The sequence below is a fragment of the Janibacter melonis genome (assembly GCF_003721155.3).
Classification (GTDB): Bacteria; Actinomycetota; Actinomycetes; order Actinomycetales; family Dermatophilaceae; genus Marihabitans; species Marihabitans melonis.
The window spans coordinates 1,211,051-1,232,889 of the sequence record NZ_CP044548.2 but is presented as its reverse complement, the minus strand read 5'-3'; the positions used below and the strand labels follow the sequence as shown (position 1 = coordinate 1,232,889).

The window sequence follows — 21,839 nt, the reverse complement described above, 5'->3', positions numbered from 1 at the left end:
CGGGAGAGGATGGCGCGCATGAGCGTGAGCCTGGACGACCTCGGGGCCGAGCTGCGCCGTGCTGGCATCGCCGACGTGCGGACCGACCCGCTGTCGATCGGCATGTACGCGGCCGACGCCTCGATCTACCGCGTGCCCCCGCGCGCGGTGGTGCTGCCCCGCGACACCGACGAGGTCGCCGCGGCGCTCGCCGTCGCCCGCAGCACCGGCGTGCCCCTCACGGCACGCGGTGCGGGCACCTCGTGCGCCGGCAACGCGATCGGCCCGGGCATCGTCGTCGACACCAGCCGTCACCTCGGGCGGGTGCTCGAGGTCGACCCGGAGAGCCGGACCGCGCTCGTCGAGCCCGGCACCGTGCACGCCACGCTGCAGGCGAGCGCGCGCCAGCACGGCCTGCGCTTCGGCCCGGACCCGAGCAGCCACACCCGCTGCGTCATCGGCGGGATGATCGGCAACAACGCCTGCGGCAACCGCGCGCTCGGCTACGGACGCACGTCCGACAACATCGCCGCGATGAGCCTGCTGCTCGCCGACGGCCGCGCCGTCGAGACGACGACGGGGGTCGGGGGCACCCCTTCGCTCACCGGCGCCGACGACCTCGTCTCCCGCCTCACCGCGCTCACCGACGACCACCTCGCGACGATCCGCACCGAGCTCGGCCGCTTCGGGCGGCAGGTGAGCGGCTACGCCCTCGAGCACCTGCTGCCCGAGCACGGCCGCGACGTCGGGCGGATGCTCGTCGGCTCCGAGGGGACCCTCGCCGTCGTCACCCAGGCCCGGGTCCGCCTCGTCACCGACCCGCCGGCGACCTGCCTCGTCGCGCTCGGCTTCGAGGACATCTACGCCGCCGGCGACGTCGCCCACCTGCTGCGCGGGCTCGGCGCCGTGGCCGCCGAGGGCATCGACCGCCGCATCGTCGAGGTCACCGCGCGCCGTCGCGGCCCGGCCGCCGTGCCGGACCTGCCGAAGGGGGCCGCCTGGCTCTTCGTCGAGGTCACCGGGGCCGACGAGGGCGAGGCGATGGCCGCGGCCCGCCGCGTCGTCGCCGAGATCCCGGCCGTCGAGGCACGGGTGGTCACCGACCCGGCCGAGGTGCGGGCGCTGTGGCGCATCCGCGAGGACGGCGCCGGGCTGTCGAGCCGCTCGCCGCGCGACCGGCCGGCGCACGCCGGGTGGGAGGACGCCGCGGTGCCGCCCGAGCGCATGGGCGAGTACCTGCGCCGGCTCGACGCGCTGCTCGCCGAGCACGACGTCACCGGGCTGCCGTACGGCCACTTCGGCGACGGCTGCCTGCACATCCGCCTCGACGTCGACCTCGCCTCGCCGGGCGCCCCGGCCCGCTACCGCTCGCTCGTCGAGGACGCCGCGGACCTCGTCGCCTCGCTCGGGGGCTCGCTGTCCGGCGAGCACGGCGACGGGCGCGCCCGCAGCGCCCTGCTGCCGCGGATGTACTCGCCCGAGGTCATCTCGCTCTTCGGCGCGGTCAAGCACGCCTTCGACGAGCACGGGCTGCTCAACCCCGGTGTCCTCGTCGACCCCGACCCGGCCGAGGCCTCGCTGCGCATCCCGCGCGCCCGCCCGGTGACCCGGTCGCGCGACGGGCTCGCCTTCGCCTACCCCGAGGACGACGGCGACCTCAGCCAGGCGCTGCACCGCTGCACCGGGGTCGGCAAGTGCCGGGCCGCCGGCACGTCGAGCACCGTCATGTGCCCGAGCTACCTGGCCACCCGCGAGGAGAAGGACTCGACCCGCGGCCGCGCCCGCGCGCTGCAGGAGATGCTCGACGGCGGCACGATCAGCGGCGGCTGGCGCGACCCGGCCGTGCACGAGACCCTCGACCTGTGCCTGTCGTGCAAGGGCTGCGCGAGCGACTGCCCGACCGGCGTCGACATGGCGACGTACAAGGCCGAGGTGCTCCACCAGACCTACCGCGGGCGGCTGCGCCCGCGCTCGCACTACTCGCTGGGCCGGCTGCCGGAGCTCTCGCGGATCGCCTCCCGCATGCCCCGGGTCGTCAACGCCCTCACCTCGCTGCCCGGGGCCAAGCGGCTCACCCTGCCGCTCGCGGGCGTCGACCCCCGCCGCAACCTGCCGACCTTCGCGCGCCAGACCTTCCGGGCCTGGGCCGACGGCGAGGGCCTCGTCCGTCCGGCCGGCGACGCCGCCGGCCTCGACCACCCCGTCGCGATCTTCGTCGACTCCTTCACCGACCACTTCTCGCCACGGGTCGGCCAGGCCGCGGTGACGCTGCTGCGGCAGGCGGGGTACACCCCCTTCGTCCCGGCGGAGCGGGGCTGCTGCGGGCTCACCCTCATCTCGACCGGACAGCTCGACCGGGCGGCGAGCACCCTCGCGCAGGCGAGCGAGGCGCTGGCGCCGGCGGTCGCGGCCGGGGTCCCGGTCGTCGGTCTCGAGCCGAGCTGCACCGCAGCGCTGCGCCACGACCTGCCGCGTCTGGTCGACACGGACACGGCCCGCTCGGTCGCCGAGGGCGTGCGCACCGTCGCCGAGCTGCTCGTCCTGGCGCAGGACGAGGGCCGCTGGAGCGCGCCCGACCTCACCGGCACGACCGTCGTCGCGCAGCCGCACTGCCACCACCACGCGGTGATGACGTGGCAGGCCGACGAGGCGCTGCTCGCCCGGACCGGCGCCACCGTGCAGCGGCTCGGCGGGTGCTGCGGGCTCGCGGGCAACTTCGGGGTCGAGCTCGGCCACTACGAGGTGTCCGTCGAGGTGGCGCGCCAGCAGCTGCTGCCGGCGATGGAGGCCGCGCCCGACGCGGTCGTCCTCGCCGACGGCTTCTCCTGCCAGACCCAGGTCGCCGACCTCTCCGACCGCGAGGCGATCCACCTCGTGGAGCTCCTCACCCGCTGACCCCGCTGCCCCCTGACCCGCTGCCCCCCTTCGCCGAGGTATGGCGATCGGTCGTCATGCGGTCGCGATCACGACCGATCGCCAGACCTCGGCGAGGGGGGAGCCAGGGCGAAGGGGGAGTCAGGGCGAAGGGGGAGTCAGCCGCGCAGGGCGGCGGTCACCTCCGCGAAGACCGCGGTGTGACCGGCGACGTCGGCTTCGCTCGTCGTCGGGCACATGAGCGCCATGTTGTGGAAGGGCGTCATGAGGTAGCCGCGGTTGACGAGCGCGAGGTGGAGGTAGGCGTCGAGCTCGTCGTCCGCCGCGGCCGCCGACTCCGCGCCGGTGCGCGGGGCGGGGGAGGCGAAGCGGTACTCGGCGCGCGCCCCGAGCCGGCTCACCGACCACGGCAGGTCGTGGGCGTCGATGGCGTCCTGCACCCCGGCGGTGAAGTCGGTCGCGAGCCGCTCCATCCGCTCGAAGGCCTCCCGCGTGAGGACCTCGCCGAGGGTGGCTCGCGCCGCGGCGAGGCTCAGCGCGTTGCCCGCGAGCGTGCCGCCGACCCCGCCGACGTCGACGATGTCGGCGTCGCCGCTCTCGGTGCGCCGCATGACGTCCGCGGCGAGCTCCTCGCTCAGCCCGTACGCGCCGATCGGCACCCCGCCGCCGATGGACTTGCCGATGACGACGACGTCGGGCTGCAGCCCCCACGCGGTCGTCGCCCCGCCCCACCCGGCGGAGAAGGTGTGGGTCTCGTCGATCATGAGCAGGGCGCCGTACCGCGTGGCCAGCTCGCGCAGCCCGCTCATGAAGCCGTCCTCGGGCAGGACGATGCCGATGTTCGTCAACGCCGGCTCGGTGAGCACCGCGGCGACGTCGCCGTGGCGCAGCTGCTCCTCGACGCTCGCCAGGTCGTTCCACGTCGCCGCGCGCGTCGTGAGGTCGAGCGGCACCGGGGGAGCGACGTTGCCGGGCCGGCTCACGGTCGTGCCGTCAGGACCGGGCAGGGCGAAGGTCTCGTCGACGCTGCCGTGGTAGCAGTGCCCGAAGACGAGGATCTTGCTGCGGCCGGTGACGAGGCGGGCGAGGCGCACCGCCCACCGGTTGGCGTCGGTGGCGGAGAGGGTGAAGCTCCAGCGCGGCACCGTGAAGCGCCGGGTCAGCTCGGCGGCGACCCACTGCGCGTCGGCGGTCGGCAGCATCGTCGTCAGCCCGCCGAGGTCCTGGGCGCGGCGCCGGATCGCCGCGAGCGTCGGGTCGGGGGAGTGCCCGGCCATCGCGCCCGTGTCGCCGAGCGCGAGGTCGACGAGCTCGTGACCGTCGAGATCGGTGACGCGGTTCCCCTTCGCCGCCTCGAAACCGAGCGGGAAGCCGCCGGCCCACATCCGCATCCACGTCATCGGGACCTGCCCGAAGAGGTTCGTCCCCTCCTCGTGCAGCGCGCGGCTGCGCGGGTTGGCGGCGGCGTAGGCGGCGGTCTCGGTCTGCAGCAGCGCGCGCAGCCGGGTGCGGTCGAGGGGTGTCATGAGCACACCGTAGGAGCAGCGAAGGGGGCGCGCGGCCCCCTTCGTCAAGTCGGCCGTGCCACGCTGGTGCGATGGCGCGCGACCTCGTCGTCCCCCTCGCCCCCGGCGTGTGGCGCATCCCGCTGCTCGGCGACTTCGTCAACGGCTTCGTGCTGCGCGACGGCGACGGCCAGGTGACCCTGCTCGACATGGGGGTGGCGCGGTCGGGGCCGAAGGTCATGGCGGCGCTCGGGGCGATCGGCGCGGGCCCCTCCGACGTCACCCGGCTGCTGCTCACCCACGCGCACCCGGACCACGCCGGGGGAGCGGCGCACGTCTCGCGCGAGACGGGGCGGTCCTTCGAGATCCACGAGGACGACGTCGAGCACGCCCGCACCGGCACCTCGCCGCCGCGGGACCGGACGCTGCGGCTCGGGCGGCTGCTCGACCGCCTCGCGAAGGGGTCCTTCGACCCGGTCCCGGTCGAGCGCGGCCTCCTCGACGGCGAGGTCCTCGACGTCGCGGGCGGGCTGCGGGTCATCCACACCCCGGGGCACTCGCCGGGGCACGCGTCCTTCCTCCACGAGCCGACCGGGACGCTCGTCACCGGCGACGCGATCTTCAACGTGCGCGGGGTGCGGTGGCCGGTCGCGTCCTTCTGCACGAGCTACGCGATGACGAAGGCGACGGCGCACCGCCTCGTCGAGGTCGACTACGCGCTCGCGGCCTTCACCCACGGGCCCGAGCTGCGCGACCGGCCGCGGCAGACGATCACCGACTTCCTCCACCGCGAGGGCCACCTCGAGGGGTGACGGCCGCCCCCTTCGCCCGCTGAGCAAGACTTCCCCCGGCTCAGCACGAGTCTCGGACTCGTGCTCACCGGGGGTTTATCGGGTCACCCGAGAAACCTGTGGCTGGTGTGGCGCCCCACCCCGGGGATCGGGGCTCGCGGGCCCGTGGTGGGCCCCCTTCGCCCGCTGAGCAAGACTTCCCCCGGCTCCGCATGAGTCTCGGACTCATGCTCACCGGGGGTTTATCGGGGGACCCGAGAAACTCGTGGCTGGTGGGGCGCGCCCGGAGCGCCCCGTACCCTTGGTGGCCATGTCACCGCAGCGCACCCCGGACGGACCGCCCCCGCCCCCACCGGTCCAGAAGCTGCGGGTGCAGTACGCCCGGCGCGGGCGGCTGCGCTTCTCCTCGACGCGTGACTTCGCCCGGGCGCTCGAGCGGGCGCTGCGTCGCTCGGGGGTGCCGATGGCCTTCTCCGCCGGCTTCCACCCGCACCCGAAGATCTCCTACGCCAACGGCGCCCCGACGGGCATGGCCAGCGAGGCCGAGTACTTCGAGATCTCGGTGACCGAGCACGTCGACCCGGAGGCGGTGCGAGTCGCCCTCGACGAGGCGCTGCCGGAGGGCATCGACGTCATCCAGGTCGTCGACGCCACGCCCGGGGCGCTCGCCGACCGGCTGCAGGCGAGTCGCTGGCGGATGGTCTTCGCCGGGGTGGAGGTCGAGGAGCTCCAGCGCGTCGTCGACGCCTTCCTCGCGCAGGAGCGGGTCGAGGTGTCGCGCATGTTCAAGCGCGGTCGCAAGAGCTTCGACGCCCGCGAGCCCGTCCGCGAGACCCGTGTCGAGGCCGGTCCCGATGCTCCCTGTGCGATACTGACGATGGTCGTACGGCACACCACACCGGCCGTGCGCCCCGACGACGTGCTCACCGCGCTGTCGCTCGTCACGCCCTTCGCACCGCCGAGGCCACCGATGGTCACCCGGCTCGAGCAGGGGGTCTGGGACGAGGCGGACGCGACGGTCATCGATCCGCTGATGACCGACGAGGACACCGTCGGCCCGATGGGGTGACGCGCTCGGCGCGAGCCTTCACCGGGCAGCACTGACTTCCCGGGCGTGGCACGACCGCCACGCCGAGCCGCGACACGCGGCCGGACGGCCCCTCATCGGGGTTGGTCGTGGCGTCCGGCGGTGCCGCAGGAGGTGCCACCATGGCGACCGACGAGACCAGCACGACCGACGAGACCCTCGAAGAAGGCGTCGCGACGAGCCAGACCCCCCAGGACCCCGCCCCCGAGGCGGTCCAGGACGAGCTCATCGCGGACGACACCGCCGAGGACGACACCGAGGCGGACGACGAGCAGGACGAGCCCGAGGAGCCGGCCGCCAGCGTGCCGAGCTTCGGTCTGCTCTTCCAGGCCCCCGAGCCCGTCGCTCCCCGCCGCGCCCGCCGCGCGGCCTCTGCCCCGCAGGCCGCGCCCGAGCCCCGCCCGCAGGACGACGAGCCCGAGCCCGTCGTCGAGCCGGAGAGCTCGCAGGACGACCGCGCCGCCGACACCGCGGACGACGACGAGCAGTCCGACCAGCCCCGGCGCCGCCGCCGGCGCGGCGGTCGTGGCCGCAACAAGTCTGAGGACAGCGCGTCCGAGGACGAGGGCACCGAGGACACGAAGGGGGAGGCCCAGGCCTCCTCGGACGACGACGCGGCCGAGGCCGACGACTCCGGCAAGGGCAGCGGCAATGGCTCCGGTGGTGGCTCCGGCCGCGGCCGTGGCGGCCGCGGTGGTCGCGGGGGCGACAAGGCCCGCCAGGACGCGCAGGACAAGACCTCCGGTGGCTCCGACGACGCCGACGACGCAGCCCAGGACCACGAGGACGACGACTCCGAGGGCGGCGGCTCGAGCCGGCGCCGGCGTCGTCGCCGCCGCGGCTCCGGCTCGGGCGAGGGTCAGGAGGACCCGCCCGGCACCGTGACGAAGGTCCGCGAGGCCCGCAAGGAGCGCGACGAGCCGCAGGCCGTCAAGGGCAGCACGCGTCTCGAGGCGAAGAAGCAGCGCCGCCGCGAGGGCCGCGAGGCCGGCCGCCGCCGCACGATCATCACCGAGGCCGAGTTCCTCGCCCGTCGCGAGAGCGTCGAGCGCGTCATGGTCGTGCGCTCCACCGGCGAGCGCACGCAGATCGGCGTCCTCGAGGACGACGTGCTCGTCGAGCACTACGTCTCGCGCGAGACGACCTCGACGATGGTGGGCAACGTCTACCTCGGCCGGGTGCAGAACGTCCTGCCGAGCATGGAGGCCGCCTTCGTCGACATCGGCAAGGGCCGCAACGCCGTCCTCTACGCCGGCGAGGTCAACTGGGACGCCCACGGCATCGGCAACGGCCAGCCCCGCCGCATCGAGCAGGCGCTGTCCTCCGGCGACGCCGTCCTCGTCCAGGTGACGAAGGACCCGATCGGCCACAAGGGCGCGCGCCTCACCTCGCAGATCTCGCTGCCCGGCCGCTACCTCGTGTACGTGCCCGAGGGCAGCATGACCGGCATCTCGCGCAAGCTCCCCGACAAGGAGCGCGCCCGCCTCAAGTCCATCCTCAAGCAGGTCGTCCCCGACCGCGCCGGCGTCATCGTGCGCACGGCCGCCGAGGGCGCGAGCGAGGAAGAGCTCACCAAGGACGTCGAGCGGCTCACCACCGCGTGGGAGCGCATCAGCGAGAAGGCCGAGTCGAAGAAGGGCAAGAAGGGCGGCGCCCCGACGGTCCTGCACGCCGAGCCCGACATGACCGTCCGCGTCATCCGCGACATCTTCAACGAGGACTTCTCGAAGATGGTCGTCTCCGGCGAGGACGCGTGGCGCGAGATCAAGGGCTACGTCGACGACGTCGCGCCCGACCTCTCCGACCGCCTCGAGCGCTGGACCGGCCAGCAGGACGTCTTCGCCGGCCACCGCATCGACGAGCAGATCGCCAAGGCGATGGATCGCAAGGTGTGGCTGCCCTCCGGCGGCTCGCTCGTCATCGACCGCACCGAGGCGATGACCGTCGTCGACGTCAACACCGGCAAGTTCGTCGGCTCCGGGGGCAACCTCGAGGAGACGGTGACGAAGAACAACATCGAGGCGGCCGAGGAGATCGTGCGTCAGCTGCGGCTGCGCGACATCGGCGGCATCATCGTCATCGACTTCATCGACATGGTCCTCGAGGCCAACCGTGACCTCGTCGTGCGCCGCCTGCTCGAGTGCCTCGGCCGTGACCGCACGAAGCACCAGGTCGCCGAGGTCACCTCGCTCGGCTTGGTCCAGATGACCCGCAAGCGGGTCGGCTCGGGCCTCATCGAGGTCTTCTCGCAGGAGTGCGAGCACTGCCACGGACGCGGCATCATCGTCTCCTCCGAGCCGGTCTCCGGCGACGGCGGTCACGACCACGGTCACGGCGGCAACGGCGGGCGTGGCAGCGGCGGCTCCAAGGACGACGACCAGGGCGGCTCCGGCTCCCGGTCGCGTCGGGGCAAGGGCCGCGGGTCGAAGGGGGAGGAGCAGCGCTCCTCCGCCGAGCCCGAGCGCGAGCCGCAGGACAAGAACGGCCGGACCGCGGCCCAGATCGCCGCGGCCGCCCACGCCGCTGCGATCAAGAACGTCTCCGGCGAGTCCGCCGAGGACGACGTGGCCGAGCTCGACCTCACCGCGGGCGAGGACGAGGTGGCCTCGGTCGAGGTGCGCGACGACGCGTCGACCCCCGTGCAGGACGCGCCGGCCGAGGAGCCCGCTCCCCAGGCTGCTCCCGAGCCCGAGCCCGAGCCCGAGCCCGAGCCCGAGGCGGAGCCCGAGCCCGCCCCGGCACCGCGCCGGCGTGGCGGCCGCCGCGCCGCCACCAGCGGCGCCCCGGTCACGCTCCAGGCCGTCGACCTCACCGCCTCCGCGCCGAGCGAGCCGATCACGGCCGTCGCCGGTGCTGTGGGCGGCGCGGCCGAGCCCACCCCTTCGCCCGAGGCCGAGCAGACCTCGACGCCCGCGCCGCGCCGCAAGCGCAAGCGGGTCACCTCCGAGGCCGGCCCGCCGACCGCGGGGGAGTGACCCGGCAGTGACCGGACCCGCCCCTGCCGGGGGCGGGTTTGGCCGGTGGTAGCCCCGCCGGTACTCTTGACCCTTGGTGCGTCCACCGAGCGGACGCCATCGGCCCTTCACGGGGGCGGGTGGACTGTCGGCCGGTCAGACAGAGAGAGCGCGCCACGCACACCGAAAGTGAGTTCCCACTGATGTACGCGATCGTTCGCGCGGGTGGCCGCCAGGAGAAGATCTCCGTCGGCGACACCATCCTCATCAACCGCGTCAAGGGCGAGGCCGGCGACGCCGTCGACCTCCAGCCGCTGCTCCTCGTCGACGGCTCCACCATCACCAGCGACGCCGACAAGCTCGCGAAGGTGTCGATCAAGGCCGAGGTCGTCGGTCCCGCGAAGGGCCCGAAGATCACGATCATGAAGTACAAGAACAAGACCGGGTACAAGAAGCGTCAGGGCCACCGCCAGCCGCTCACCCAGGTCAAGATCACCGACATCACGGCCTGAGCGCCACCGAGTAGCGAAGGACTTCCTGACATGGCACACAAGAAGGGTGCATCCTCGACCCGCAACGGTCGCGACTCCAACGCCCAGTACCTCGGCGTCAAGCGCTTCGGCGGCCAGGTCGTCGGCACCGGCGAGATCATCGTCCGCCAGCGCGGCACGCACTTCCACCCGGGCGACAACGTCGGCCGCGGTGGCGACGACACGCTGTTCGCCCTCGCGGACGGCACCGTCCACTTCGGCACCAAGCGCGGCCGCAAGGTCGTCAACATCGTCCTCGCGGACAGCGCCAGCTGATCGCCCGCAGGCACCACGTCGAAGGGGGTGGGTCAGCGCCACGCTGACCCGCCCCCTTCGTCTACCCCCAGGAGAAGAAGCAGATGACGAACTTCGTCGACCGGGTCGTCCTCCACGTCGAGGCCGGCAAGGGAGGCCACGGCGTGGCCTCGGTCCACCGCGAGAAGTTCAAGCCGCTCGGCGGCCCGGACGGCGGCAACGGCGGCAACGGCGGTGACGTCGTGCTCGTCGTCGACACGCAGAGCACGACCCTGCTCGACTACCACCGCAGCCCCCACCGGCGCGCCAAGAACGGCGCCCCGGGGGCCGGTGACGAGAAGGACGGCGCGGCCGGCGAGGACCTCGTCCTGCCCGTGCCCGAGGGCACGGTCGTCAAGACCCGCGCCGGTGACGTGCTCGCCGACCTCGTCGGCGAGGGCACCCGCTACGTCGCCGCCCAGGGCGGGCGCGGCGGCCTGGGCAACCGCGCCCTGGCCTCGCAGCGTCGCAAGGCCCCCGGCTTCGCGCTGCTCGGCGAGCCCGGCGAGAGCGCCGAGATCGTCCTGGAGCTGAAGTCGCTCGCCGACGTCGCGCTCGTCGGCTTCCCCTCCGCCGGCAAGTCCTCGCTCGTGTCCGTCCTGTCGGCGGCGCGACCGAAGATCGCCGACTACCCCTTCACCACCCTCGTCCCGAACCTCGGCGTCGTCACGGCCGGCTCGATGCGCTACACCATCGCCGACGTGCCCGGTCTCATCCCCGGCGCGAGCGAGGGCAAGGGCCTGGGCCTGGAGTTCCTGCGCCACGTCGAGCGCTGCTCGGTGCTCGTCCACGTCGTCGACTGCGCGACCCTCGAGCCCGACCGCGACCCGATGAGCGACCTCGACCTCATCGAGGCCGAGCTCGCCGCCTACGTCGGCGACGACGCCCTCGGCGGCATCCCGCTCTCGGAGCGCACCCGGGTCGTCGTGCTCAACAAGGCCGACGTGCCCGAGGCCCACGAGCTCGCCGAGATGGTCACCCCGATGCTCCAGGAGCGCGGGCTCGAGGTCTTCACGGTCTCGGCCGTCGCGCACACCGGCCTCAAGGAGCTCTCCTTCGCGCTGGCCCGCCACGTGCAGCAGGCGCGGGCCGACATCGAGCGCGAGGTCGTCCCGCAGCGGGTCGTCCTGCGCCCGAAGGGGGTCGACGACTCCGGCTTCGTCGTGCGGCGCGAGCGCACCTCCGACGGCGAGGTCTTCCGCGTCATCGGCGAGCGCCCGACCCGGTGGGTGCGCCAGACCGACTTCAGCAACGAGGAGGCTGTGGGCTACCTCGCCGACCGGCTCTCGCGCGCCGGTGTCGAGGACCAGCTCGTCAAGGCCGGCGCCGTCGCCGGCTCGACCGTGCTCATCGGCCCCGAGGACGACGCCGTCGTCTTCGACTGGGAGCCCACGCTCGTCGGCGGCGCCGAGCTGCTCGGCGGTCGTGGCACGGACGCGCGTCTCGACCCGAGCGATCGGCGCACCAACGCCGAGCGGCGCGAGGAGTTCCACGCCCGCAAGGACGCCCAGAGCGCGGCCCGCGAGGAGCTCGCGGCCGAGCGCCGTGCCGGTCACTGGACCGACGAGGACTGACGCGGCCACAGGCCGCACACTGGGGCGCGTCCCCGACGCCCGGACCCGAGGAGCACCGTGACGCCGCTGGAGGTCACCGACGAGCAGGCCCGTGAGCGGGTCGCGTCCTCGCGACGGGTCGTCGTCAAGGTCGGCTCGTCCTCGCTCACCTCGGCCGACGGCGGGCACCTCGACCTCGACCGGCTCCGGGGTGTCGTCGACGCCCTGGCCGGCCGCGTCGCGCTCGGTGCGCAGGTCGTCCTCGTCTCCTCCGGGGCGATCGCGGCCGGTCTCGGGCCCCTCGGCCTGCCCTCGCGCCCGCGCGACCTCGCGACCCAGCAGGCGGCGGCCAGCGTCGGCCAGGGGGCGCTCGTCGCCGCGTACGACCAGGCCTTCCGTCGGCACGGGCTGACCGTCGGCCAGGTGCTCCTGACGGCCGATGACACGACCCGGCGCACCCACTACACGAACGCGCGGCGCACCCTCGACCGGCTGCTCACGCTCGGGATCCTGCCGGTCATCAACGAGAACGACACCGTCGCGACGAGCGAGATCCGCTTCGGCGACAACGACCGGCTCGCCGCCCTCGTCGCCCATCTCGTCGGCGCCGACGCGCTGCTCCTGCTCACCGACGTCGACGCGCTCTACACCGACAAGCCCGGGCGTCCCGGCGCCCGCCGCATCCCCGTCGTGCGCGGCCGCGAGGAGCTCGACGCCGTCGACGTCAGCGCGCGCGGCTCGCGCGTGGGCACCGGCGGCATGCAGACGAAGGTCGAGGCCGCCTCGATCGCGGGCGCGGCCGGCATCACCGCGATGCTCGCCTCGGCCGCCGACGTCGCACCGGCCCTGGCCGGCGAGGACGTCGGCACCGTCTTCGTGCCCGCGCAGCGGCGCCGGGCCCCGCGCACGTGGTGGCTGCAGCACGCGACGACGTCGCGCGGCGAGCTCGTCGTCGACGCCGGTGCCGTCACGGCCCTCACCCAGCGCGGCAAGTCGCTGCTGCCCGCGGGCATCGTCGAGGTGCGGGGCAGCTTCGTCGACGGCGACCCCGTCGACGTCGTCGGCCCCGACGGCACGGTCCTGGGTCGCGGCCTGAGCAACTACGGCTCGGTCGAGCTGCCGCTCATGCTCGGGCGCTCGACGAAGGAGATCGCCGCCGATCTCGGGCCTGAGTACGAGCGCGAGGTCATCCACCGCGACCACCTGGCCCTCCACCCCCGCTGACCGGCGGGGGACCCCCTTCGCCCGTCGGGGCCGGGCAACCGGTGGGTGACCGGGACCCCCGGCTGTGACCGGGACACGTCCCGGTCACCCCGAGGTGTCCCGGTCAGCTCGGGGTGTCCCGGTCCGGGCCGCATCTCGCGGCCCGGGCCCGACCCATGACGAAGGGGGAGCCGGCCGGCTCCCCCTTCGCGCTGTCCTGCGGTGCGTCTCGCGGCTCAGCGCACGCGGGTGACCTCGAACTGCATCCGGGGCGCGGCGAGGTGCTCCTGGGCCTGGACGAGCTGGAGCTCGCGGCTGCCGGAGTCGAGGGTGGTCTTGACGAGGTCCCACACGCTCGAGGCGGTGCGGCCCAGGGCGAGAGCCGGGTCGCCGGTCTGCAGCAGGTGGGTGGTGAAGAGGGCGGCGGTGACGTCGCCGGAGCCGTTGCACTTGATCGGCAGGTGCTCGGTGCGCACGACCCAGGCCCCGTCGCCGTGCACCGCGAGCATCTCGATGGTGTCGTCGGGGCGGTCGGGCTGGAGCACCGAGGTGACGAGCACCGTCGAGGGGCCCATCGCGCGGGCGGCGTCGACGGAGGCGAGCGTGCTCTCCATGTCGTCGGGCTCGGTGCCGGTGAGGAAGCCGAGCTCGAACTGGTTGGGGGTGATGAGGTCGGCTTGCGGCACGACGCGCTCGCGCAGGAGCACGGGGATGTCGGGGTGGACGAAGCAGCCCGACTTCGCGTTGCCCATGACCGGGTCGCACGCGTAGATCGCGTCCGGGTTGGCCGCCTTGACCTGGGCGACGGCGTCGAGGACGACGTCACCGATCTGGGTGCCGCCCTGGTAGCCGGACAGCACCGCGTCGACCTCGGGGAAGGCCTCGCGCTCGCCGACGCCGGTGATGACCTCGCGCACGTCGTCGGCCGGCAGCATCGGGCCGCGCCACTGGCCGTACCCGGTGTGGTTGCTGAAGACCACCGTCGAGACCGGCCACACCTCGACACCGAGGCGCTGCATGGGGAAGACGGCGGCGGAGTTGCCGACGTGGCCGTAGGCGACCGAGGACTGGATGGACAGGATCGTCGTGCTCACCGGCCCATCTTGGCACTGCGAGGGCGCACCATGGACACCGTCCGCCCGCGCGACCGTCTCCGAGGAGCCCCGATGTCCGCAGCTCTCGTCCTGCCGCTCCTCGCCGGCCTGCTCGTCGTGCTCGTGGCGGTCGTGGCCCTCGTCGTCCTCGTCGTGCGCTCACGGCGGCGCGCTGAGGAGGCGCACCAGCAGGAGCACCGACCGCTCGACCCGAGCGTCATCGAGTGCTTCCCGACCGGCTACCAGCCGCCCGCGCGACCCGGTGCGGGGGGAGCGGGCGAGACCGCCCCGGGTGCGGCGGGACCCGCCCCGGGCACGGCGGGACCCGCCCCAGGTGAGTCGACCGGTCGCCGGTCGGACGACCCGACCGGCTGAACGCCGTCGTCGCCTAGATTTGTCGTCATGACCGCCACGACCGCCGGACCGGCGCAGGCCAGCCCCGAGGACGTCGAGCTCGTCACCGCGCTCGCCACCCGCTCTCGCGTCGCCGCCCGCCGTCTCGCCCTGCTCACCCGCGCCGAGAAGGACGCCGCCCTCCACGCGCTCGCCGACGCCCTCGACGCGGCGAGCGAGCAGGTCGTCGCCGCCAACTCCGAGGACGTCGAGCGGGGCCGCTCGCAGGGCATGGCGCAGAGCCTGCAGGACCGCCTGCGTCTCGACCCGGAGCGGGTCGCCGCGGTCGCCCAGGCGCTGCGCGACGTCGCGGGGCTGCCCGACCCGGTCGGCGAGGTCGTGCGCGGCTCGACCCTGGCCAACGGGCTGCAGATCCGCGAGGTCCGCGTGCCGATGGGCGTCGTCGGGATGATCTACGAGGCCCGTCCCAACGTCACCGTCGACGCCGCCGGTCTCGGGCTGAAGTCCGGCAACGCCGTCATCCTGCGCGGCGGCAGCGCCGCGGCGAGCAGCAACCGCGTCCTCGTCGACGTCATGCGCTCGGCGCTGACGACGGTCGGGCTGCCCGCCGACGCCGTGCAGCTGCTCGAGGGCGGGCACGGGTCGGTCACAGCCCTCATGCGGGCCCGCGGGCTCGTCGACCTGCTCATCCCGCGCGGGGGAGCGGGCCTCATCCAGTCCGTCGTCCTCGGCTCGACCGTGCCGGTCATCGAGACCGGCATCGGCAACTGCCACGTCTACGTCGACGCGGCCGCCGACCTCGAGCAGGCGCGGGCGATCACGATCAACGCCAAGACCCACCGGCCGAGCGTGTGCAACGCCGCCGAGTCGCTCCTCGTCCACCGCGCCGTCGCCGCGGACTTCCTGCCGGTCGCCCTTCGCCAGCTGTGCGACGCCGGGGTGCGCCTCCACGTCGACCCCGCCACCGCGGCTCTCGCCGGCGACGTGCCGACGGAGCCGGCGACCGACGAGGACTACGCGACCGAGTACCACGGCCTCGAGATGAGCGTCGCCGTCGTCGACGACCTCGACGCGGCGCTCGAGCACGTGCGGCGCTTCGGCTCGGGTCACAGCGAGGCGATCGTCACCCAGGACCGCGGCGCGTCGCGCCGCTGGGTCGCCGAGGTCGACGCGGCCGCGGTGCTCGTCAACGCGAGCACCCGCTTCACCGACGGGGGCGAGTTCGGCTTCGGTGCCGAGATCGGCATCTCGACCCAGAAGCTGCACGCCCGCGGGCCGATGGCGCTGCCCGAGCTGACGACGACGAAGTGGGTCGTCGAGGGCGAGGGCCACGTGCGCTGACCCGCGCGGACGACGCGCCGAGGGCCCCTTCGATCGTCTCGAAGGGGCCCTCGCGCCGTCGGACCAGCCGGCCGGGTGGGCTCCGCGGTGACGTGCGGCGGCGCGGGGCGCCGGGCGATCCGAGTCGAGCCCCCGGGGTCCGTCCCTGCGGTCACCCGGCAGCCCGGAGGCCGTCGTCGCGCTCGCGCGCCGGTGCAGGTGCGTTATCCCTGGGACCCGTTGCCGCCCAGGCCCCCGGGCGAAGGGGGATGCCGGGCTTGGGTGCACCCGCTTGTCTACTCCTGGGTACCGCGACGGGGCAACCGCGCCGGGCACCCGGTCGACGAACGGCGGGCAGAGCCGGGTTGTCCCCAGCGAGAGGCCCATGACCTCGTCGCCGTGCACACCCCTGTGCACGGCGACGGTGGACAAGTGGGGCCGACGACGCCGCGGGGAGGGCCGGGCGCGCGGCCCGGTAGGCTGGGGCCATGCTGAGCACCTTCGTCTCGTACGCCGCCGAGGCCGCCCCCGAGCACCACATCGAGCTGCCCTTCAGCCACTGGGGCTTCGGTGGCATCGCGCTCGCGGTCTTCGCCTTCATGCTCGGGTCGCTGTGGTCCTTCCGCAACACCGCGAACAAGGTGCCGCACACGACCGAGCACGCCCCCGGCGCGCACGACCACGACACCCCCCACGAGGGCCCGGGCCAGCACTGACCATGCGCCTGGGCGTCATGGGTGGGACCTTCGACCCCATCCACCACGGGCACCTCGTCGCGGCCTCGGAGGCGCAGTCGTTGCTCGACCTCGACGAGGTTGTCTTCGTCCCCACCGGGCAGCCCTGGCAGAAGGCGGAGCGCACGGTCAGCCCGCCCGAGCACCGCTACCTCATGACGGTCGTCGCCACCGCGAGCAACCCGCGCTTCACCGTGAGCCGGGTCGACATCGACCGCGACGGCCCGACCTTCACCATCGACACCCTGCGCGACCTGCGTGCCGCACGACCGGACGACGAGCTCTTCTTCATCACCGGCGCCGATGCGCTCGCGCAGATCCTGTCGTGGAAGGATGCCGACGAGCTCTTCGAGCTCGCGCACTTCGTCGGCGTCACCCGCCCCGGCTACGAGCTCAGCGAGTCGGGGCTGCCGCAGGACCGGGTCACCCTCCAGGAGGTGCCCGCCATGTCGATCTCCTCGACGGACTGCCGTGACCGCGTCGCCGAGGGCGAGCCGGTCTGGTACCTCGTGCCGGACGGCGTCGTCCAGTACATCAACAAGTACGCCCTCTACACCCGACCCACTGATGGGGAGCCCACCACCTCGTGACTGCCAGCACCCGAGCCGTCGAGCTCGCCACCGTCGCCGCCCGCGCCGCTGAGGACAAGATCGCCGAGTCGGTCGTCGCCCTCGACGTCAGCGGGCAGATGCCCCTGACCGACATCTTCCTCATCGTCTCCGCGGACAACGAGCGCCAGGTCGCCTCCATCGTCGACGCCGTCGAGGACGCCCTGCGCGACGTCGGCGCGAAGCGCCTGCGCCGCGAGGGGGCCCGCGAGTCGCGCTGGGTCCTGCTCGACTTCGGCGACGTCGTCGTGCACGTCCAGCACGAGGAGGAGCGCGCCTACTACGAGCTCGAGCGGCTCTGGCGCGACTGCCCGGTCCTCGACCTGCAGACGGGGTCGCCGGCCGCCGGCGCCCCGGACGAGACCACCGACCCCTCGTGAGCCAGCCGCGTCGTCTCGTCGTGCTCCGGCACGGCGAGACCGACTCCAACGCGCGCGGGATCTGGCAGGGCCAGCTCGACCACGAGCTCTCCGAGCGCGGGCACGCGCAGGCCCGCGCGGCCGCGCAGGCGCTCGTCGCGCTGCAGCCCTCGCGGGTCGTCGCCTCGGACCTGCTCCGGGCTCAGGTGACCGGTCGTGACGTCGCGCAGGCGTGCGGCGTGCCGATCACCCTCGACGAGCGGCTGCGCGAGATCCACGCCGGCGACTGGCAGGGTCTCACCGGGGCCGAGGTGCGCGAGCGCTACCCCGAGGACGCCGAGCGCCTGCTGAGCGGCGAGGACTTCGTGCGCGGCGGCCACGGCGAGAGCGTCGCCGACGTCGCCGAGCGCTCCCGGGCCGCGGTCTCGGAGGTCGTCGCGAGCATGGCGCCGGGGGAGTGCGTCGTCCTCGCGACCCACGGGGTCACCGGCCGCACCCTCGTCGTCGACCTCGTCGGTCTCGACCAGCAGCAGGCCTGGCTGGCGCTGGGCGGGCTGCGCAACTGCCACTGGGCGCTGCTCGAGGAGGGACGCGCCGGATGGCGCGTCGTCGAGTGGAACGTCGGGGCCCCGCCGGACGCGACCGCGGCCGAGAGCGTCATCGCCTGACCGCTCGATTTGGTGGCGAAGGGGTAGGCATGGGTACTATTCCGCAGTCCCCACAGGGGGCGCGAGCATCACGCTCGGGGCTGTAGCGCAGTTGGTAGCGCACCTCCATGGCATGGAGGGGGTCAGGGGTTCGAATCCCCTCAGCTCCACCCGTGAGACGAAGACCCGGACCGGATCGGTCCGGGTCTTCGTGCGTCCGGCCGCACGACGACGTCGCCTCGTGGACACTGTGCGCATGCCACGTCGGCGAGCACGCGCTCGCAGCCCCCGCCTCGTCCCCCTCCTGCTCGTCGGTGCGCTCGCCGTGCCGGCTGCCCTCGCCACGCCCGCCGCGGCCGCGCCCGAGACCCGCGCGTCGTCGTCGGCCGCCGCCTCGAGCCCGCGGACGCCGGGATGGGGCGACGGCATGACCGTCGCCGGGCGCAGCTGCCTGGCTGCCACACGGTGGAAGGAGGTGCTGCGCCCCTCCTCCGCCCAGCGGCTCGCGGTGCGTCTCTCCGACGCCGACGGCGACGCCGTCCGTGCCCGCCTGGAGATCTGGGACGCCTGGCCCCGGCAGCGGGTCTCGGCCCGGACGGTGCCCGGCGGGTCGACGCACGTCGCCAGCGGGTCCACCGTCTCGGCCGGGCTGTCGCCGACGCTCACCGACGGCCAGCACACCGCGCGATGGCGGGTGCAGGACGCGACGGGGGCGTGGTCGGGCTGGTCCCCGAAGTGCCCCTTCACCGTGCTGCGCTCGGCGAGCATCAGCGGGTCGGCGCGCCACGGCTCGGTCGTGCCCGTCCACTCCTCGCAGACGTGGACGATCACGGCGCCTCGCACCGATCGTGAGATCGCCTACCGCTGGCGCGTCAACGGCATCGTCGGCCCGTGGACGACGACGCCCTACCCGGGACGACCGATCACCTTGACGCGTCCTGTCGACGCCTCTCTCGTCGAGCTGCAGGCCCGGGCGGTCGACGCCGCCGGCGTCACGCACCCCGACACCGCGTGGTTCGCGCTGCACGGCCGCCTCAGCGACGTGTCCGCCGCCTACGCCATGCGGCCCGTGCGCACGACGACCGGCTACCGCGTCGACAACGAGGTCGAGGGTGGTCCGGCCCTGACGACCGCCGCCCGCGGCGACGGCAGCGCGCCGGTGGAGCGGGTCGTCCGGCCGGCGCGGGGGGTGCCCACCGACTCGCTCACCGACGCCCTCGCCCCGCGCGCCACGACGGGGGCGCGGGCCCGGACCGGTCTCGACGCCAGCACCGGCTTCACCGTCTCCGCCTGGCTGCGGGCCGCGGGTGCCGACGACCAGACGGCCCTGGTCGTGCCGGTGACGACCGCCGAGGGGGCGGGCACCCTCTCCGTGCGCCGCGACGCCGCGGCCGACCGCTTCGAGGCTGTGCTGCACGGAGCCGGCGGCTCCGAGCTCGCCCGGGTCGTCGACGACGCCCCGGCCCAGCCCTCCCGGGCCGGGCGGTGGTGGTCGGTCGGCATCACCTACCTGCCGGGCGCGACCGGCGGCCCCCAGCTGCGGCTCGACGTCATGCACGAGAGCGACGAGCGGTCGATCGGGTCGACCCTGCGGACGAGCTCGTCGCCCGTCCCGGTGCTGGCCGACGTCGGCGACCTCCTCGTCGGGGCCGGTCACGGCCACGCCGGCTGGGCCGGCCACGTCGACGACGTGCGCACCTGGGACGGCCCAGCGACCCAGGCCCAGGTCGTGAGCGCCGCTGGGTCGTCGTGGTGACCCCCCTTCGCCACGCCTCGCCGCACCTGACCCGGCCGCGGGCGGGCGCCCGCTAGCCTGCGGCCCATGAGCAGCACGGCGCTGGAGGTCATCGGCTGGCTCGGCTCCGCCGTGCTCGTCGTCTCGCTCCTGCAGACCAACCTGCACCGGCTGCGCTGGATCAACCTGCTCGGCTGCGTCGTGCTCATCGGGTACAACGCCGCGGTCGGCGTGTGGCCGATGGTCGGGCTCAACGTGGTCCTGGCCGTCATCAACGTCGTCTACCTCGTGCGGGGCTGGCGGGACCGCCACGACGAGCGGGCCTACCAGGTGCTCCAGGTCGACGGCGACGACGCCTACCTGCGCCACGTCCTGCGCGTCCACGAGGCCGACATCCGCCGCTTCACCCCTGGCTTCGTCCACGACCCCTTCGCCCACGACGCCGCCTACCTCGTGCTCACCGGCGACGAGACCGTCGGCGTCGTCGTCGTGCGCGACGAGGGCGACGGCGTGGCGCAGGTCCTGCTCGACTACGTCACGCCGCGCTACCGCGACCGCAGCCCGGGCGAGGTCGTCTTCGGGCCGCACGGCCCCTTCCGCACCGACGGCTACCGGCTCGTGCGCACGCCCGCCGGCATGGTCGAGCCCTACTACGACCGGCTCGGCTTCGTCCGGGTCGGTGACCACCACGAGCTGACCGTCGGCCCGCCGGGCTGAGGTCGGGCAAGGAGCAGACATGCACCAGATCGTCGACGGCACCCGTCGCCGGGGCTCGGGCGAGCAGATCGACCTCGTCGACCCCTCGACCGGCGAGGTGCTCGACGTCGTCGACCTCGCCTCGCCGCGGGAGGTCGACCACGCGGTCGCGGCCGCCCGGAGCGCCTTCGCGACGTGGTCGCGCACGACGCCGGGCGAGCGCTCGGACCTGCTCGCCCGCACCGCGCGGGTGCTCGACGACCGCGCCGAGGAGCTCGCCCAGGCCGAGACGGCCCAGTGCGGCAAGCCGATCCGGCTCTCGCGCGAGTTCGACGTGCCGGGCACCGTCGACAACGTCGCCTTCTTCTCCGGCGCCGCGCGTCACCTCTCGGGCCTGGCGAGCGGCGAGTACAGCCCCGACCACACGTCGGCGATCCGCCGCGAGCCGATCGGCGTCGTCGGCTCGATCGCCCCGTGGAACTACCCGCTGCAGATGGCCGCGTGGAAGGTCCTGCCCGCCGTCGCGGCCGGCAACACCATCGTCCTCAAGCCCTCCGAGCTCACCCCGACGACCTCGCTGCTCTTCGCCGAGGCCTTCCTCGAGGCCGGGGTGCCCGCCGGGGTGGTCAACGTCGTCACCGGGCGCGGCGCCGACGCCGGCTCGCACCTGCTGCGGCACCGTGACGTCGACATGGTGTCCTTCACCGGCTCGACCCGGGTCGGGCGCACCGTGCTCGAGGCGGCGGCGACGACCGCGAAGCGGGTCCACCTCGAGCTCGGGGGCAAGGCCCCCTTCGTCGTCCTCGAGGACGCCGACCTCGACGCCGCGATCCACGGCGCCGTCGCCGGGTCCCTGATCAACTCCGGGCAGGACTGCACGGCCGCGACGCGGGCGATCGTCCACGAGAGCCTCCACGACGCCTTCGTCGACGGGGTCGCCGAGCTCTACGAGCGGGTCGTCCTCGGGCCGACCCGGGACGAGGCGACCGACCTCGGATCCCTCGTCTCGGTGGAGCACCGCGACCGCGTGGCGGCGATGGTCGAGCGGGCGAAGGGGTACGCCCGGGTCGTCACCGGGGGAGAGGCCCCGACGTCCGGCGAGCTCGCCCGCGGCGCGTACTACCGGCCGACCCTGGTCACCGGGGCCCCGGCGGACAGCGAGATCGTGCGAGACGAGGTCTTCGGGCCCGTCCTCGCGGTGCTGCCGGCCGCCGACGACGACGAGGCGATCGCGCTGGCCAACGACTCGGTCTACGGGCTCGCGGCGTCGGTGTGGACGCGCGACGTCTACCGCGCCGGGCGGGCGACCCGCGAGATCTCGGCGGGCTGCGTGTGGGTCAACGACCACATCCCGATCATCAGCGAGATGCCGCACGGCGGCTTCCAGCAGTCCGGCTTCGGCAAGGACATGTCGCACTACTCCTTCGAGGAGTACACGCAGGTCAAGCACGTGATGACCGACATCACCGGGGCGGCGCACAAGGAGTGGCACCGCACGATCTTCCGCACGCCGTAGGGTGCG

Annotated in this window: 19 protein-coding genes and 1 tRNA gene; 18 read left to right on the top strand and 2 right to left on the bottom strand. The window is 74.1% G+C overall.

The annotated features are described in order from the left end of the window. The first annotated feature begins 18 nt into the window (after positions 1-18). Positions 19-2,874: an FAD-binding and (Fe-S)-binding domain-containing protein gene (locus EEW87_RS05820; protein WP_123092816.1), complete on the top strand. Its 2,856-nt coding sequence runs from the start codon at positions 19-21 to the stop codon at positions 2,872-2,874. Between the two features lie 137 nt (positions 2,875-3,011). Here the strand turns inward: EEW87_RS05820 and EEW87_RS05815 are convergent, their stop codons facing one another. Beyond that, positions 3,012-4,379, bottom strand: a complete 1,368-nt coding sequence (locus EEW87_RS05815) for a transaminase (RefSeq protein ID WP_123092895.1) — start codon at positions 4,377-4,379, stop codon at positions 3,012-3,014. A gap of 71 nt (positions 4,380-4,450) precedes the next feature. On the opposite strand from EEW87_RS05815, the gene EEW87_RS05810 reads away from it, so the two are divergent. From EEW87_RS05810 to proB, 7 genes are all read left to right on the top strand, one after another. Further along, positions 4,451-5,170, top strand: coding sequence for an MBL fold metallo-hydrolase (locus EEW87_RS05810; protein WP_123092817.1), 720 nt, complete (start codon positions 4,451-4,453; stop codon positions 5,168-5,170). Between the two features lie 289 nt (positions 5,171-5,459). Next, the gene (locus EEW87_RS05805; RefSeq protein WP_123092818.1) at positions 5,460-6,218 is read left to right on the top strand and encodes a TIGR03936 family radical SAM-associated protein; all 759 of its coding nucleotides are present in this window, start codon (positions 5,460-5,462) and stop codon (positions 6,216-6,218) included. A 140-nt stretch (positions 6,219-6,358) separates the two neighbouring features. Beyond that, a complete protein-coding gene (locus tag EEW87_RS05800) occupies positions 6,359-9,211 on the top strand; it encodes an Rne/Rng family ribonuclease (RefSeq protein WP_123092819.1) in 2,853 nt (950 codons plus the stop codon). Positions 9,212-9,393: 182 nt separating this feature from the next. Further along, positions 9,394-9,702, top strand: a complete 309-nt coding sequence (rplU, locus tag EEW87_RS05795; protein WP_123092820.1) for a 50S ribosomal protein L21 — start codon at positions 9,394-9,396, stop codon at positions 9,700-9,702. Positions 9,703-9,732: 30 nt separating this feature from the next. Continuing rightward, entirely contained in the window at positions 9,733-9,996 is a 264-nt protein-coding gene (gene rpmA / locus EEW87_RS05790; protein ID WP_068274920.1) for a 50S ribosomal protein L27, read from the top strand. Between the two features lie 83 nt (positions 9,997-10,079). After that, positions 10,080-11,588: a GTPase ObgE gene (gene obgE / locus EEW87_RS05785; protein WP_123092821.1), complete on the top strand. Its 1,509-nt coding sequence runs from the start codon at positions 10,080-10,082 to the stop codon at positions 11,586-11,588. Between the two features lie 57 nt (positions 11,589-11,645). Then, positions 11,646-12,791, top strand: a complete 1,146-nt coding sequence (gene proB, locus EEW87_RS05780) for a glutamate 5-kinase (RefSeq protein WP_232311846.1) — start codon at positions 11,646-11,648, stop codon at positions 12,789-12,791. Positions 12,792-13,006: 215 nt separating this feature from the next. On the opposite strand, the gene pdxY is transcribed toward proB, so the two are convergent. Then, positions 13,007-13,864, bottom strand: a complete 858-nt coding sequence (gene pdxY / locus EEW87_RS05775) for a pyridoxal kinase PdxY (RefSeq protein WP_192826115.1) — start codon at positions 13,862-13,864, stop codon at positions 13,007-13,009. A 72-nt stretch (positions 13,865-13,936) separates the two neighbouring features. Here pdxY and EEW87_RS05770 point away from each other — a divergent pair, with 72 nt between their 5' ends. From EEW87_RS05770 to EEW87_RS05725, 10 genes are all read left to right on the top strand, one after another. Beyond that, positions 13,937-14,239 (top strand): hypothetical protein, encoded by a 303-nt coding sequence (locus tag EEW87_RS05770; RefSeq protein WP_123092822.1) that lies wholly within the window; start codon positions 13,937-13,939, stop codon positions 14,237-14,239. Between the two features lie 27 nt (positions 14,240-14,266). Beyond that, positions 14,267-15,559, top strand: coding sequence for a glutamate-5-semialdehyde dehydrogenase (locus tag EEW87_RS05765; protein WP_123092823.1), 1,293 nt, complete (start codon positions 14,267-14,269; stop codon positions 15,557-15,559). A 467-nt stretch (positions 15,560-16,026) separates the two neighbouring features. After that, positions 16,027-16,254: a hypothetical protein gene (locus tag EEW87_RS05760; RefSeq protein WP_068274932.1), complete on the top strand. Its 228-nt coding sequence runs from the start codon at positions 16,027-16,029 to the stop codon at positions 16,252-16,254. A gap of 2 nt (positions 16,255-16,256) precedes the next feature. Further along, positions 16,257-16,862 (top strand): nicotinate-nucleotide adenylyltransferase, encoded by a 606-nt coding sequence (gene nadD, locus EEW87_RS05755; RefSeq protein ID WP_264156490.1) that lies wholly within the window; start codon positions 16,257-16,259, stop codon positions 16,860-16,862. After that, positions 16,859-17,260, top strand: coding sequence for a ribosome silencing factor (gene rsfS, locus EEW87_RS05750; RefSeq protein ID WP_123092824.1), 402 nt, complete (start codon positions 16,859-16,861; stop codon positions 17,258-17,260). The genes nadD and rsfS overlap by 4 nt, the downstream gene beginning before the upstream one ends. Next, positions 17,257-17,907: a histidine phosphatase family protein gene (locus tag EEW87_RS05745; protein WP_123092825.1), complete on the top strand. Its 651-nt coding sequence runs from the start codon at positions 17,257-17,259 to the stop codon at positions 17,905-17,907. The genes rsfS and EEW87_RS05745 overlap by 4 nt, the downstream gene beginning before the upstream one ends. A 76-nt stretch (positions 17,908-17,983) precedes the next feature. Next, a tRNA-Ala gene (locus EEW87_RS05740) sits at positions 17,984-18,056 on the top strand. Positions 18,057-18,142: 86 nt separating this feature from the next. After that, positions 18,143-19,642 carry a LamG-like jellyroll fold domain-containing protein gene (locus EEW87_RS05735; RefSeq protein WP_123092827.1) on the top strand — a complete coding sequence of 500 codons (1,500 nt, stop codon included), beginning with the start codon at positions 18,143-18,145 and terminating at the stop codon, positions 19,640-19,642. Between the two features lie 66 nt (positions 19,643-19,708). After that, positions 19,709-20,338, top strand: a complete 630-nt coding sequence (locus tag EEW87_RS05730; protein WP_123092829.1) for a YgjV family protein — start codon at positions 19,709-19,711, stop codon at positions 20,336-20,338. Between the two features lie 19 nt (positions 20,339-20,357). After that, entirely contained in the window at positions 20,358-21,833 is a 1,476-nt protein-coding gene (locus EEW87_RS05725; RefSeq protein WP_123092831.1) for a gamma-aminobutyraldehyde dehydrogenase, read from the top strand. The last annotated feature ends 6 nt before the right edge of the window (positions 21,834-21,839 follow it).